This window comes from Microbacterium sp. LWO12-1.2 (assembly GCF_040675875.1).
Taxonomy (GTDB): Bacteria; Actinomycetota; Actinomycetes; order Actinomycetales; family Microbacteriaceae; genus Microbacterium.
In genome coordinates, this window is sequence record NZ_JBEGII010000001.1 from 3,410,951 (window position 1) to 3,425,194 (window position 14,244).

At 67.5% G+C, this 14,244-nt stretch carries 15 protein-coding genes; 8 read left to right on the forward strand and 7 right to left on the reverse strand.

Features of this window, described 5'->3' with window-relative positions; genetic code table 11:
* Positions 1–6 precede the first annotated feature (6 nt).
* The 4 genes from MRBLWO12_RS16335 to MRBLWO12_RS16350 are packed head-to-tail and all read left to right on the forward strand — an operon-like array spanning position 7 to position 3,248.
* Positions 7–861 (forward strand): ABC transporter ATP-binding protein, encoded by an 855-nt coding sequence (locus MRBLWO12_RS16335; protein ID WP_363557344.1) that lies wholly within the window; start codon positions 7–9, stop codon positions 859–861.
* Positions 858–1,538 (forward strand): ABC transporter permease, encoded by a 681-nt coding sequence (locus MRBLWO12_RS16340; protein ID WP_363557346.1) that lies wholly within the window; start codon positions 858–860, stop codon positions 1,536–1,538. The genes MRBLWO12_RS16335 and MRBLWO12_RS16340 overlap by 4 nt, the downstream gene beginning before the upstream one ends.
* Positions 1,535–2,269 (forward strand): ABC transporter permease, encoded by a 735-nt coding sequence (locus MRBLWO12_RS16345; protein WP_363557348.1) that lies wholly within the window; start codon positions 1,535–1,537, stop codon positions 2,267–2,269. The genes MRBLWO12_RS16340 and MRBLWO12_RS16345 overlap by 4 nt, the downstream gene beginning before the upstream one ends.
* A gap of 55 nt (positions 2,270–2,324) precedes the next feature.
* Positions 2,325–3,248: an ABC transporter substrate-binding protein gene (locus tag MRBLWO12_RS16350; protein WP_363557350.1), complete on the forward strand. Its 924-nt coding sequence runs from the start codon at positions 2,325–2,327 to the stop codon at positions 3,246–3,248.
* A gap of 195 nt (positions 3,249–3,443) precedes the next feature.
* Here the strand turns inward: MRBLWO12_RS16350 and MRBLWO12_RS16355 are convergent, their stop codons facing one another.
* Positions 3,444–4,652: an AI-2E family transporter gene (locus MRBLWO12_RS16355; RefSeq protein WP_363557352.1), complete on the reverse strand. Its 1,209-nt coding sequence runs from the start codon at positions 4,650–4,652 to the stop codon at positions 3,444–3,446.
* A gap of 62 nt (positions 4,653–4,714) precedes the next feature.
* Between MRBLWO12_RS16355 and MRBLWO12_RS16360 the strand changes: the two genes are divergently transcribed.
* A complete protein-coding gene (locus tag MRBLWO12_RS16360; protein WP_363557354.1) occupies positions 4,715–5,014 on the forward strand; it encodes a chorismate mutase in 300 nt (99 codons plus the stop codon).
* A gap of 239 nt (positions 5,015–5,253) precedes the next feature.
* Positions 5,254–5,652, forward strand: coding sequence for a VOC family protein (locus tag MRBLWO12_RS16365; protein ID WP_363557356.1), 399 nt, complete (start codon positions 5,254–5,256; stop codon positions 5,650–5,652).
* Here MRBLWO12_RS16365 and MRBLWO12_RS16370 read toward each other — a convergent pair.
* The 3 genes from MRBLWO12_RS16370 to MRBLWO12_RS16380 form a co-directional block, all read right to left on the reverse strand.
* The gene (locus tag MRBLWO12_RS16370; protein ID WP_363557358.1) at positions 5,628–6,308 is read right to left on the reverse strand and encodes a helix-turn-helix transcriptional regulator; all 681 of its coding nucleotides are present in this window, start codon (positions 6,306–6,308) and stop codon (positions 5,628–5,630) included. The genes MRBLWO12_RS16365 and MRBLWO12_RS16370 overlap by 25 nt on opposite strands.
* Before the next feature lie 226 nt (positions 6,309–6,534).
* The gene (locus MRBLWO12_RS16375) at positions 6,535–7,128 is read right to left on the reverse strand and encodes a short chain dehydrogenase (protein ID WP_363557360.1); all 594 of its coding nucleotides are present in this window, start codon (positions 7,126–7,128) and stop codon (positions 6,535–6,537) included.
* A gap of 87 nt (positions 7,129–7,215) precedes the next feature.
* Positions 7,216–8,322 (reverse strand): ROK family transcriptional regulator, encoded by a 1,107-nt coding sequence (locus MRBLWO12_RS16380; protein ID WP_363557362.1) that lies wholly within the window; start codon positions 8,320–8,322, stop codon positions 7,216–7,218.
* Positions 8,323–8,551: 229 nt separating this feature from the next.
* Here MRBLWO12_RS16380 and MRBLWO12_RS16385 point away from each other — a divergent pair, with 229 nt between their 5' ends.
* On the forward strand, positions 8,552–9,718 hold the full coding sequence (locus MRBLWO12_RS16385) for an ROK family protein (RefSeq protein ID WP_363557364.1): 1,167 nt from the start codon (positions 8,552–8,554) through the stop codon (positions 9,716–9,718).
* A 96-nt stretch (positions 9,719–9,814) separates the two neighbouring features.
* Here MRBLWO12_RS16385 and MRBLWO12_RS16390 read toward each other — a convergent pair whose 3' ends face one another.
* From MRBLWO12_RS16390 to MRBLWO12_RS16400, 3 genes are read right to left on the reverse strand one after another with little or no spacing between them, the layout of a single operon-like run.
* The gene (locus tag MRBLWO12_RS16390; RefSeq protein WP_363557366.1) at positions 9,815–10,741 is read right to left on the reverse strand and encodes a carbohydrate ABC transporter permease; all 927 of its coding nucleotides are present in this window, start codon (positions 10,739–10,741) and stop codon (positions 9,815–9,817) included.
* 2 nt (positions 10,742–10,743) lie between these two features.
* Complete coding sequence (locus MRBLWO12_RS16395; RefSeq protein WP_363557368.1) at positions 10,744–11,706, reverse strand: carbohydrate ABC transporter permease; 963 nt, start codon at positions 11,704–11,706, stop codon at positions 10,744–10,746.
* A gap of 32 nt (positions 11,707–11,738) precedes the next feature.
* A complete protein-coding gene (locus MRBLWO12_RS16400) occupies positions 11,739–12,983 on the reverse strand; it encodes an extracellular solute-binding protein (RefSeq protein ID WP_363557370.1) in 1,245 nt (414 codons plus the stop codon).
* Positions 12,984–13,344: 361 nt separating this feature from the next.
* On the opposite strand from MRBLWO12_RS16400, the gene MRBLWO12_RS16405 reads away from it, so the two are divergent.
* Positions 13,345–14,241, forward strand: coding sequence for an SIS domain-containing protein (locus tag MRBLWO12_RS16405; protein WP_363557372.1), 897 nt, complete (start codon positions 13,345–13,347; stop codon positions 14,239–14,241).
* The last annotated feature ends 3 nt before the right edge of the window (positions 14,242–14,244 follow it).

The following is a 14,244-nucleotide window of genomic DNA, read 5'->3' on the forward strand; positions in this document are numbered from 1 at the left end:
CCAGCCGTGATCGAATTCCGCAACGTCACAAAGCAGTTCCCCGACGGCACCGTCGCCGTGAACGACTTCAGCCTGGTACTGCCGTCGCGCAAGACCACGGTGTTCGTCGGCTCATCCGGCTGCGGCAAGACCACTCTGCTGCGCATGATCAACCGCATGGTCGAGCCCACCTCCGGTGACATCGAGATCGACGGCGAGAACGTGCTGGTGGGCGACCCGGTGCAGCTGCGACGCCGCATCGGGTACGTGATGCAGAACTCCGGCCTCATGCCCCACTTCACGGTGATCGACAACGTGGCCACCGTGCTGCGGCTGACCGGGGTGAAGAAGGCGGCAGCCCACGAGCGCGCGCGAACGCTGCTCGACACCGTGGGGCTCGACCAGGCGCTCGCCGACCGCTACCCCAGTCAGCTCTCGGGCGGCCAGCAGCAGCGCGTCGGTGTGGCCCGTGGTCTCGCCGCCGATCCCAACATCCTGCTGATGGACGAGCCGTTCGGTGCGGTGGACCCGATCGTGCGCGCCGACCTGCAGCAGGAGACGCTGCGTCTGCAGCACGAGCTCGACAAGACGGTCGTGTTCGTCACGCACGACATCGACGAGGCGTTCCTGCTCGGCGACCAGGTCGTCATCCTCGACAAGGGCGCGCGCATCGTGCAGGTGGGCAGCCCGAGCGAGATCATCGAGAACCCGGCAGACGACTTCGTCTCCGCGTTCATCGGCGCCGACCGCGGACGCCGCGCGCTGCACCTGAAGCAGACGCCGCATGGCACCGTCGTCGTCGACTCCGAGGGACGCACGCAGGGTGCGATCGTGGCCGCACCGGAAGGTCAGACCGCGGGGATGAACGAGGCGGCCACGTGAACTGGGTCGTCGACAACCTCGGGTTGATCTTCGATCTGACTCTGGTGCATCTGCGCCAGAGCATCATTCCGATCGTGCTCGGGTTCGTGCTCTCGTTGCCCCTGGGGTGGGTGGCGTGGCGCTACCGCCTCGTGCGCGGACCGATCATCGTGCTCACCGGGCTGCTCTACACGATCCCCTCGCTCGCGCTGTTGATCCTGCTGCCGGCCACACTCGGATACTCCGCGATCAGCGAGGCCAACCTCGTGATCGCACTGACGATCTACGCCGTCGCGATCCTGGTGCGGGCGGTCGCCGACGGCCTCGACTCTGTCGACGATGGCGTCCGTCAGGCCGCGACCGCCACCGGCTTCGCGCCGTTTCGACGCTTCTGGGCGGTCGAGTTCCCGCTCGCCGGCCCCGTGATCCTCGCCGGCCTCCGCGTCGCGGCAGTCAGCACGATCTCCCTCGCCACCGTCGGCATTCTGATCGGCGTCACCAACCTCGGCTACCTGTTCACGAACGGGCTCGAGCGCCGTATCATCGCCGAAGTGTTCGCCGGCGTCGTCGCTGTGGTGATCATCGCGCTCGTGATCGACCTGATCCTGCTGCTGATCGGACGAGCGCTGATGCCATGGACGACAGCAGCCAGTCGGGTCGCCGCGAGCCGTGCCGTTCCGGTGAGGGCAGCCGCATGAACCTCTTCACCGATGCCATCGCCTGGATCCTCGCCCCCGAACAGTGGGCCGGGAACTATGCGTTGCCCAAACTCCTCGGTGAGCATCTCGCCCTCACCGCGATCTCGGTGCTGATCGCCGCGGCCATCGCACTGCCGCTCGGTTGGCTGATCGGACACACCGGCCGTGGGCGTGAGATCGCCGTCGCCGTGTCGGGTGCTGCCAGGGCGATCCCCGCCTTCGGCCTCATGATTCTGCTGGTGCTGCTGCTCGGGGTGCTCCGGGTCCCTGAGGCCGCCATCATCACATTCGTGCTCCTCGCGATCCCCTCGCTCCTCGCCGGGGCGTATACGGGGCTGGAGGCGATCGACCGTCGAGTGCTCGACGCGGCGCGCGCCATGGGGATGACCGAGTGGCAGGTGTTCTGGAAGGTCGAGGTGCGCCTCGGTCTGCCGTTGCTGGTCGGAGGCATCCGCTCCGCGCTGCTGCAGGTCATCGCGACGGTGACGATCGCCGCCTACGTCAATCTCGGCGGACTCGGATGGCCGATCATCCAGGGCATCCCCCTGCGTCGCTTCGACCAGGTGCTCGGTGGCGCGCTCATCGTCGCCGTCCTGGCGCTGCTCGTCGACCTGCTGCTTGCCATCGCGCAGCACGCGGCCGTCCCGCGCGGCCTGCGCACCGGTCGTCCGGCACGTCGCCGTGCGCGTCCGCTCACCCCTGCGCCCACAGCCGCGGCATCCCCCGCCTGATCTTTCCATTCCCGTACTCACAGCATCTGAAGAAGTCCCAGAGAAGAGGAAGTCCATGTTCACAGCACGAGGCAAGCGCTCCATCCTCGCCGTCGGCCTGGTGGCCGCGGCGACACTCGCCCTGTCCGCCTGCGGCGGCAACCCGCTAGAGGAACCATCCAGCGATGCCGGATCGGGGTCGGGCAGCTCCGACACGATCGTCGTCGGTTCGCAGGGGTACTACTCCAACGAGATCATCGCCGAGATCTACGCCCAGGCGCTCGAGGGCGCAGGGTTCACGGTCGAGAAGAAGCTCAACATCGGTCAGCGCGACGCGTACATGCCCGAGGTCGAGTCCGGTGAGATCAACGTCTTCCCCGAGTACACGGGCAGCCTGCTCGAGTACCTTTCGACGGACGGCGTCGACGTCACCAGCCCCGACGACGTCTACAAGGCATTGCAGGAGACTCTGCCCGACGGGCTCACCGCGCTCGACTATGCCGAGGCCTCCGACCAGGACACCTACACGGTGCTCAAGAGCTTCGCCGAGGAGAACGACCTCAAGACGATCGGCGACCTCGCCAAGGTGACCACACCGCTCACCATCGGCGCGGCCCCCGAGTTCGAACAGCGTCCGTACAGCCCGGCCAAGGCCAAGGAGGTCTACGGCGTCGACCTGGCGTTCTCGGCGACAGGCCAGACCACGCTCGAGTCGCTGCTGGCCGGCCAGATCCAGGTGGCCGACATCTACACGGCAGACCCTGCTTTCGAAACCGAAGACATCGTCGCTCTGGAAGACCCGGAGAACCTGATCATCTCGTCGAACGTCGTGCCGATCGTCTCGAGCGACATCGCCGATGACGTGTCCGATGTGCTCAACGCGATCAGCGCCAAGCTGACGGCTGAGGAGCTCGTCTCCCTCAACGTCCTGAGCACGGTCGACCAGAAGTCCTCGGCCGACATCGCGAAGCAGTGGCTGACCGATAACGACCTGCTCTGAGTCGTCATCACACGAAGTGCCCGGGCCCGTGGGTCCGGGCACTTCTGTGTGTGGGCCCCTCTGTGCGTCGAGACCCACCGGGGGCGTCGAGACCCACCGGGGGCGTCGAGACCCACCGGTAGATCTGTTGCGCGGGGTGGGCCTCGGCGCGCGCGATGGGTCTCGAGGGAAGGGAGGGGGAAGCGGCGGCGCGGGCTAGACCCGGGAGTCCTGCCGCGGCACCCAGACCTGCTTGATGATGATGAGGATGGATGCCGCCACCGGCACGGCCACGAGGGCGCCGAGCAGACCGAGCAGCGTGCCGCCGGCGAGGGCACCGATCACGACGAGTGAACCGGGGATCGAGATCGCCTTGTTCATGACACGCGGCGTGATGACGTACGCCTCGACCTGCATGTACACGAGGTACACGAGCGCGAAGATCAGTGCTCCGAGCGGGTTGGTGAACAGGGCGAGCGTCGTGCCGATGATCCAGAACATCACCGACCCGACGAGCGGGATCAGAGTGATGCAGAACGCCACCGTCGCCATCAGCGGCGGGAACGGAAGGCCGAGGAAGAAATAGAGCAGGAACGCGAGCACCGCGTTGAAGAACGCCAGCACCACCATGCCCATCACGTAGCCGCCCACCGAGTCGGTGATCTGGTCGGTGATGTCGCTGGTGCGGGCGCGGTCACGGGCGGGAATCAGGCGCAGCATGCTGTGCTTCATACCGGGCAGCGACGCGACGAAGTAGAGGGTGAGCACCAGCACCACGATCGCGCCCGAGATGCCGGTCGCGATCGAGGCGCCGACCTTCAAAGCGCCCCCACCGATGGTGGCGATGTTGCCCGGGTTGGTGAGGAACTTCTGCACGTCGGCGACGAGGTCTTCGAACTGATCGCCGAATTGCTTCTCAAGGGTCGCGTAGACGTCGCTGCGCTGGAAGTCCGCGATCATTCCCGGCACCGACCGTACGAAGCTGGCGATCTGCTCGATCACGATCGGCAGGATCATCCAGAGGATCAGTGCGACCACGACGATCAGACTCAGGATGACGATGAGTACCGAGATCGTGCGCTTGAGCCCCCGACGTTCGAGGAAGCGTACGGCCGGATCGAGTCCGAGCGCGGCGAACAGCGCGAGGGCGATGTAGATGAGGACGGTCGCAAGGTTGCTGAGCGCGAGGCCGAGCAGGATCGCGCCGAGTGCCCCGAGGGTCACCAGGAAGCCGAACACGAAGGGGCGGTCGATCCGTGTCCAGAACGAGCGGCTCGGTGTCATCGGTTCCACGGCGATCCGGTGCACCGGTGATGCGGCAGCGGTGTCGGGAACGGATGCCGCCGTTGTCTGGGCACTGAGGTCGGAGGCGCCGTCCGCGACCTTCTCGCTGGGGGCGGATGCGGGCGACTCGTCGTTGCTCATGTGCATCACGATAGCGGTGCCGACGAACGGATCCCGGCTGCGCGCGGCCCTAGAGTAGGGGCATGACCGCTGCCCCGGACCCGAAGGCCGAACTGCTCCGACTTCGCGCCAGCATCGACAACATCGACGCCGCGCTCATCTTCATGCTCGCAGAGCGGTTCCGCGCCACGCAGCAGGTCGGGCATCTGAAGGCCGAGTATGAGATGCCGGCGTCCGACCCCGGCCGTGAGGAGCAGCAGGTCGCGCGTCTGCGCGCGCTCGCTGAGGACGCGCACCTCGACCCCGAGTTCGCCGAGAAGTGGTTCAACTTCGTGGTCGCCGAGGTCATCCGTCACCACACCGAGGCTGCCGAAGGGCGCTGAGCCGCGGCGCGGGGTCTGCCGCCGACGGATCACGGAGGCCGTGACGGATCGCGGAGGGGCTCGTGCAGGTTTCTCCGGGATCTGTCATCCGCTCCGTGATCCGTCGTTCGGGATGACGGGATGTCGGGATGTCGGGATGTCGGGGACGACGGGAATGACGGAGGGCACGGAACGGATGATGTGCAGGGGTGGCCGTTCTGTTCACGACCTCGCCGCCACGGTCGCCGTACGGTGAGACCATGACACTGAAACTGGGCTTCATCGGCATCGTGACCGGCGACATGGCAGCATCGCTGGCGTTCTATCGGGCACTGGGAGTGCCCATCGACGCGGGCCAGGACGACGCACCTCATGTCGATGCGAAGCTCGACGACGGCGTGAACCTCGCGTGGGACACCATCGAGACGATCAGGGGGTTCGACCCGAGCTACGTCCCCGCAAGCGGCGGGCACCGCATCGCGCTGGCGTTCGACAAGGGCACTCCGGCCGAGGTCGACTCCGCATTCGCCGCGCTGGTCGCGGCGGGCTACCCCGCGCACGTCGAGCCGTGGGATGCGCACTGGGGCCAGCGCTACGCGACGCTGCTCGACCCCGATGGCAACTCCGTCGACCTCTACGCGGAGCTGGACGCGAACTGACCAGGGGTCGCGCCGACCAGCCGCCGGAACTCTCGCGAGAGATGCGGCTGGTCAGCGAAGCCGGCATGGGCGGCCGCCTCGCTGAGAGGCACGCCGCGTCGGAGCAGGTTCTGTGCACGGCGCGCTCGCTCGATGCGCACGAGCGTCGCGTAGCCGTAGCCGAAAGTCGCGAGCATCGTTCGGCGGAACGTGCGCTCGGAATCGCCGAACTCCGATGCGACCAACGTCGCGGGCGCTGCGGCGATGGCGCGGGAATGCACCGCGGTCGCCCACTCGCTCGAGCCCGACGCCGGCGCCACGGTCGACGTGATCTCGCCGATCCCCGACGCCCCTTCCCGGTATCGCATCATCGCCTGGCGCAGATGCCTCCAGGGCTCGCCATGCACGATCGCGTCGAGCGGAAGCAACTGATCGGCGATCTCGGAGAGCTCAGTGCGCAGCATCCGTCCGGCCCGTCCAGGAGCGAGCCGCAGCCCCACGCTGCCGCTCTCGCCGTCGCTCTCGGTGGCGATCCATCGGGTCGACGGCCCTGCCACGAACACCCGGTCGTCTCGGAGGATCAGGTCGACACACCCGTCGGCGGGGATCACCGCGCCGTCACTGCCGAGCGACCGCCACAGGGCAGCCCCGTCGGGAAGCGGCGTCTCGGAGTACATCCCACCATCCTCTCGCGCCCGATGCGTCTCGACGCCGACGCCGATGCCGACGGATCGCGGAGATCATGACGGATCACGGACAGATTCGTGCGGCTTCTTCCGCGATCCGTCATTCTCTCCGTGATCCGTCGCCCGGATGACGGCCGGGATGACGGCCGGGATGACGGGCCGGATGACGGCCGGGATGACGGCCCGGGATGACGGCCGGGATGACGGAGAGTGCCGGTCAGACCGGCAGGATGCGCCCGGTGATGACGCCCTCGACGGCGCGCACGTAGGCCGTGCCGACCTCTTCGTCGGTGACCGGGCGGTGTCCGGGGAATGAGGCGTGGTAGCCGGGGGAGTTCTCGAGCACGTCGGGCGAGACCGCATTGATGCGGATGCTGCGCGGCGCCTCGGCGGCGGCCGTGATCACGAACGACTCCAGCGCACCGTTCGCCATCGCGGCGGCGGCTCCGGTGGCGATGGGCTCGCGGGCCAGCACTCCGCTGGTCACCGTGATCGATCCGCCGTCGTTGAGGTGCGTGAGCGCCTGCCGCACGACCTCGATCTGCGCGAGCGTCTTTCCGGTGAACCCGGCGAGGTAGTCGTCGCGGTCGAGCTCGGCGAGCGGCTTGAAGGGCACGGAACCCACGGCCACCACGACGGCATCCACATCCGTCACGCGCGTGAACAGCTCCGTGATCGACGCCGGATCGGTGACGTCGACGGAGGTCTCTCCGCTGCGTGATGCCCACACGACCTCGTGGCCTCGGGATTCGAGCGTTGTCGCCACGACGTTGCCGATGCTGCCGGTCGCTCCGATGACGAGTGCCTTCATGGGGTGTCCTCTCCGTCTGCCGCGGCATCCGCTTCGGACGCCCCTTCGAGTCTTTCACCCCGGGCGACGGGTCGGGTCGGCGGGGTGTCAGCGGGCGCTGAACTCCTGCGCCACGACCCGCGCGGCAGCGCCCTGCAGCACCGCGTCGTCGAGTGCGCTGCGGCGCACCGCGGGACCGAGCGACGGATGCGAGGCCGCCTGCACGGCGGCGGCGGTCGCAGCGATGAGGTCGTCTCCCACGATCGAGGCGGGTCCGCTCAGCACGATGGTCGGCAGGTCGACGGCGGCTGCGATGACCGACAGTGAGGTCCCCAGGCGGGAACCGGCGGCTGCGAGCACCGCAGCCTGATCGGCGGTCACCGCTGCACCGAGTCGCCGTGACAGGGCGGGAACGGATGCCCAGGCGTGCACGCAGCCGATGCGTCCGCAGGGGCAGGTGTCTCCGGGGTCACCGCCGGCGACGACGTGCGCGAGTTCTCTGGCCCCGGTCGATCGCTCGACGGGGGCGCCGTCGTCGTCGAAGGCGCGGATGGCTGTGCCGATGCGCGCGCCCAGGCGCACCAGGAGGAAGTCGGAGTCGCCGTCGCCGAAGCGCAGCTCGGCATCCGCTGCGAGGTCGGCGTCGTCGAACAGGTGCACGGGGGCGTCGATCGTCTGGGCGAGGAGTGCGCTCAGGCCCAGGAGCGCGGAGGAGCCGCTCGGCGCGCCGATCCCGACTCCGAGCGGGGGGTGGGAGGCGAGTCGGGAGAGCTCGCCGATCAGCGCTGCCGCCGCCGCGACCTGGTAGCCATCGTTCGGGCGCACGAGGCGGTGCGCGAGGCGTCCGTCCGGAGTGGCGAGGGCGCCGGCGATATGGTCCGGCGCGCTCAGGTCGAGCGCGATCACCTGAACGGCGCGCTGGTCGAACTCGAGCATCACCGCGGGCTTGCCCGGCCGCGCATCCTGGCTCTGGCCGCTCTCGCGCAGTACGCCGTCGTCGAGCAGATCTTTGACGAGCTCGGAGATCGTCGGCCGTGCCAGTCCTGTCAGCCGTGCGAGGTCGGCGCGGCTGACGACCGAGTGCTGCATGAGGGTGCGCAGCACCAGACCGCGATTGCGATGGCGGATGCCCTGGGCGTGGGTGTTCACGCTCGGGGTGCGCGGCGTCGTGCCCGGTGTCTTCAGGGGTGTCGCAGGAGGAAGGAGGGTGCTCATGCGGGAGTGTCCGTTCGTGCATGACTGCGCGCGGTAGCGACCAGGACCGTGGCGGCCGGGCGTCCTAAGATCTGGGAGTAGTGCACGATGCTCCTTCGCAGGCGGCGGACACTGTGGCAGAGTCAGCCTCCGTCACTAAGTTTAGTAAATAAACTAACTGTGCCGAGCGTACGGAGTGGCGTGTGATCTGTCAATCGTGCTCCCCGGCGCGCAGACGAACGGAAAACCCATGCTGAACAGCGACGATGCTCTCGACACGCAGGCATCCGTCCGGCGTGCGAACCTCCGCCGCGCGCTGCAGCTGGTGTTCCGCAGTTCGGGCACGCAGACGCGTGCCGGCATCGCGCGAGCGACGGGACTGACCGCGGCCACCGCATCCTCCCTGGTCGCCGAGCTCATCGAGAGCAGCCTCATCGTCGACGGCGAGCAGGCCGCGAGCACGGGGGGCAAGCGCGCGACCACCCTGAGCATCGACGCCAGCCACCACCTGATCCTCGTCCTCGTGATCCAGCCAACGAGCGCCCGCATCGCCCTCGTCGCACTCGACGGCACCGAGATCGACACGCGTCGGCTCGCGTACACCGCCGACACGCGCGACGCCGCACTGGACGAGGCGATCGTCGCGATCGCGGCGGAGTACGGGTCTCGGGTGATCGCCGCCGGCGTGCAGCTGCCGGGCACGACCGACGGCCGCTCGGTGCTCGAGAGCGTGCAGCTCGCCTGGCAGGACGTGCCTCTGGCCGAGCGCTTCGAGGCGCTCCTCGGAGCACCGGTGCTGCTGGTCAACGACGTCGATGCGGAAGCGATCGCAGAGGCCGGGATGGAGGAGTCACCCTCCGGATACCGGCTCTTCATCCACCTCGGCGGTGGCGTGGGCGCGGCGATCACCCTCGACGGCGACCTCGCTCCCGGCCCGCGCGTTCGTGCGGGCGAGATCGGTCACGTGCAGGTCGAGTTCGGCGACGCGGCGCGCGAGTGCCGGTGCGGTCGGTACGGCTGCCTCGAGTCGTCGGCGTCCCTGTCGGCGCTGCTCGGCGAGGAGTTCACCGATGCGATGGAGGCGGATGCCGTCGCGGCGCTCGCCGCCACGGCGGACGATGCCGCCCTCGGGGCCGGGGCGCGAGCGCTCGCCAGGGCGATCAAGCTCATCAGTGCGCTGCTCGATCCGACAGAGGTCGTGATCGGCGGACCCGCGACCCTGCTCGGAGACCGGTTCCTCGCGCTGCTGCAGCAGGAGACGGACTATCACGCCCGCGGCACGGCCACGGTGCCGGTGCGCTACGCCGACACGCGCGCGACGGAGTGGGCCGGAGCAGCGCAGGCCGCGCTGACCGCGGTACTCGGTGTGCGCTGGAGTCCTGCGCAGCTGATCGCTGCGTCGCGCCCTTCGCGCTGACATCCGTCACCGGTTCGGGAGGAGAACTCCCCTGGGGGAGGAGCCGTTGCCGGCATCCGCTCCTCCCGAAGACGAGTTCTCCTCCCGAAACCCGTCCTACTTGACGCTGCCCGCCGTCAGGCCGCCGACCAGGCGCTTCTCGATGAGCATGAACAGGATGACGACGGGCAGGATCGCGACGATCGATACGCCGAACACGTACTGCCAGCTCGTCTCATACTGACCCACGAACTTGGTCAGGGCGACCGAGAGCGGCTGGTTCTTGTCGGTGGAGAGGATGACGAGCGACGCCGCGAACTCGTTCCAGCAGGCCACGAACGTGAACACGATCGCGGTCACGATGCCGGGCCACACGAGCGGCAGGTTGATCTTGAACAGCACCGTGAAGCGACCGGCGCCGTCGATCTGCGCCGCTTCGTCGATCTCCTTGGGGATGCCGGCGAAGAAGGAGTGCATGATCCACACCGCGAACGACAGGTTGAACGCCGCGTTGATGAAGATCATCGCCGCCCAGGTGTCTCCGAGGCCCAGAGTCGTGAACTGGCGGAACAGGCCGGACGTGAGCACGGCCGGCTGCAGCATCTGCGTCACGATCACCAGGAACAGGAAGACCATGCGTCCGGGGAACTTGAAGCGGGCCGTGTAGTACGCCGCGGGGAGTGAGACCGCGAGCACGAGCAGTGTCGCGAAGACCGCGATGATAATGGTCGAGATCAGGTTGTACGGCAGCGGCGTCTCGGGGGTCGACCACATCGTGAAGTAGTTCTCCCAGTGCCACTCGGTCGGGAGATAGGTCGGGTCGACCGAGCGGATCTGCGCCTTCGTCTTCACGGAGCCGAAGAACATGATCACGTAGGGCAGCACGAAGATCGCGAGTACGAGGAATCCGGCGGCGGTACGCAGGATGACCCGCGGCAGCGAAACCTGATCGGCGGTGTAGCGCCTTTTGCGTCCGGGCAGGGGTGGGATGCTGCGGCCGCCGCGGCCTGCGGTGGTGACGAGCTCTGTCTCGGTGACGGTCACGATCAGACCTCCTTCATGGGCTTGACGATCTTCACGTAGGCCGCGACGATCACGATCACGATCAGGAAGGCGATCACCGACAGGGCGCTCGCGACATCGACCTTCTTCTGCAGCTCGATGTACTTGAAGATCATCGTCATGATCGTGTCGGCGCCGTATCCGGGGATCGACCCGGTCATCACCTTCAGGATCGGCAGCGAGTTGAAGACGTTGATGATGTTGATGAGGATCGCGACGGCCAGCGCGCTGCGCAGCTGGGGCAGCACGATCGACCAGTAGGTGCGGGTGGCTCCGGCGCCGTCCATCTTCGCGGCCTCGAGCGCGTCGGCGGGCACCGCCTGGAGTCCGGCCAGGATCGTGTAGGTCGTGAAGGGCAGCGACACGAAGATCGCGATCACGATCGACCAGATGAACGCGGTCGTCGGGTTCTTGGTCCAGCCGTAGCCGACCGAGTCGGACGAGAGTCCGATGTCGTACAGGAACTTGTTGAAGACCCCGAAGTACGGCTCGAGGCTGTAGTAGAAGACCATGGTCGTCATCACGACGGATGCCGCCCAGGGCACGATCACGGCCATGCGCACGATCTGTCGCCCGGGGAAGGCCTTGTTCAGGATCTGTGCGAGTCCGAGTGAGATCACGACCGTGAACAGCACGACCGAGACGACCCACACGATGGTGCGGAAGAAGATCGGCCAGAACTCGGCGAAAGCGAAGACCGTGGCGAAGTTGTCGAAGCCCACGGAACCTTTGTCGAGCCCCGAGAGGGAGATGTCCCGCGTGGAGTTGTAGAACATGACGCCGGCGGGGAACAGCACGACGCCGATGATGAGCACCAGCGCCGGTGCGATCCAGGGCAGCGCCTGGAGGAGGTCCTTCCCTCGCGACCTCCCCCGCGGGGTGTCGGGGGTGCGGGGGCGACCAGTGGTCGCCCCCGCCAGGTTCGAGGACTGTGTCGTCTGGCTCATTCGTGTACCCGAACCTTCCCGATCGGCAGGCCTCAGCCTGCGTCGACCTGCGCCTGGATCTGCTTCAGCACGTCAGCAGCAGGCTGATCCTGCAGCTGGCCGAACAGGGACTTGAACGCACCGTCTGCGGCGGACCACTTGGCGTTCGTCGACGGGTAGAACTGCGCGTCGGGCAGCACGTCGAGGAAGGGCTTGAGGGCCTCCTCGCCGGAGAGCTGCTCGGCACCGGACTTGGTGACGGGGAGGAAGCCTTCGGCCTGCACCCACGGCACGTACACGTCGGCCGAGTAGTAGTAGTCGAAGAAGGCGGTGATGGCTTCCTTCTTGTCGTCATCGTTCTGGAACGCCATCAGCTGATCCATGACGCCGAGCGTGAACGGCGAGCCGTCCTTGGTCGGGATCGGCACGATGGAGTAGTCCAGGTCGGGGTTGCCCTCGGCGATCTGTCCGACCGTCGGCGGCAGACCCACCTGCATGCCGATCTTGCCCTGGATGAAGATGTCCATCAGCGGCGACCGCTGCGTCGATCCGGGGTCGGCCTGCGTCGCGCCGGCGTCGATCATCTTCTTGATCTGCTCGGCGCCCACGAGGTTCTCGGGGGTGTCGATCGTGATCTCGGATGCGTCGCCGAACGATCCGCCGCCGCCCCACAGCCACACGGCAGCCTCGGCCTGGGCCTCTTCGGAGCCGAGCGGCATGCCGTATCCGGCGACTCCGCCGCCGAGCGCCGACACCTTGGTGGCGGCATCCAGCAGCTCGTCCCAGTTGGTCGGGGCTTCGACGCCGGCCTGGTCGAGCAGCGCGTTGTTGACGAACAGTGCACGAGCCGACGCGATCAGCGGCAGCGCGTAGGCCGTGCCGTCGACCTCGGCGTTCTTGAGGAACGACTCCTGGAAGTCGGAGTAGACGTCATCCGAGACGACGTCCTTCACCGGGTACAGGAGCTCGTCGCCGACGAATCCGGCGAACGGTCCGCCGTTGTAGATGTCGGGCGCCTCGCCGGCCTGGATCTTGGTGGAGACGACCTTCTCGAGGTTGTCCCAGGACTGCACCTCGAGCTTGACCTTGATGTCGGGGTTGGCCTTCTCGAACCCCTTGATGACGGTCTCCCAGTTCGCCTTGGTGCCGTCGGAGTAGCTGGGGACCAGCAGGTCGAGTGTGGTCGACCCTCCGGCGTCGCCGCTGTCGCCGGTCGAACCGCCGAAGCCGCACGAAGCGAGCGTGAGTGTGGCGGTTGCCGCAAGAGCGACAGCGCCGAATCGCAGTGACTTCTTCATGTGTGTTGCATTCCTCACTGTGTGTGTGGGTTGCCGCTCCGTCGGACGGGTGCCGCTCGGGTGAGGAGTGACTCCGCCGTTCGGTGGAGGGGGCGCGGTGCACAGTCGCAGAGCACTTCACGCGACGGTGCGTGGTGATCGGTTCCGCCGGGTGGCGGTCGTGATCGTTCAAGTCGGTTCGACTCGAGTCCTCGACGTCGATGGGGCGTGGCGTCGAGGCGGTGGAACTTGTTCGATTATTTGTCAGGCGAATAAACAAATCAAGAAAATCCTCTAGCGGATCTCCATGAGCGCCATACTATGATCGACTGAAGGCTTAAACAATCACAATCACGCAAAGATTCTTGAGAAAGGCACTCCGATGACTGGATCGTCGCCCGGCGCACACATGCATGAAGAGCTCACCTCGCAGCCCGAGACCTGGGCCGCGGCCGCGGATCTCCGCGACGCTCAGGCCCTCCTCCCGGCTTCCGGAGCCCGCATCGCGGTCGTCGGATGCGGCACCTCCTGGTTCATGGCGCAGTCCTACGCAGCGCTGCGTGAGACCGCCGGCCTGGGCGAGACCGATGCGTTCGCGGCATCCGAAGCGTTCGTCGACCGCGGATACGACGCCGTCGTCGCGCTCACCCGCTCGGGCACCACCACCGAGGTTCTCGAACTGGTCGAGCGCGTCAAGGGACGCATCCCCACCATCGGCGTGATCGGCGACCCGGAGTCGCCCCTCGTCTCACTGGTGGACGAGGCCGTGCTGCTGCCGTTCGCCGACGAGAAGTCGGTCGTGCAGACACGCTTCGCCACCACCGCGCTCGCGCTGTTCCGCGCCTCGCTCGGAGAGGACCTCACCGCCGCGATCGCCGATGCTTCGGCCGTGCTCGCCGCTCCGGCGGACGACGAGCTGCGCGACGCCGACCAGTACACGTTCCTCGGCCGCGGGTGGACCACCGGTCTCGCCCATGAGGCGGCGCTGAAGATGCGCGAGTCCTCGCAGTCGTGGACCGAGTCGTACTCCTCGATGGAGTACCGTCACGGTCCCATCGCGATCGCGGCGCCCGGTCGTGTGACCTGGCAGTTCGGCGCGGCTCCCGAGGGACTCCGGGCGCAGGTCGAGGCGACGGGGGCGCGATTCGTCGAGCACCCCATCGACCCGCTGGCCGAACTCGTGCGCGTGCACCGGGTCGCCCTCGACCGCGCTCTCGCGCGCGGACTGGACCCGGATCAGCCCCGCAACCTCACGCGATCCGTCATCCTGGACGCATGACGC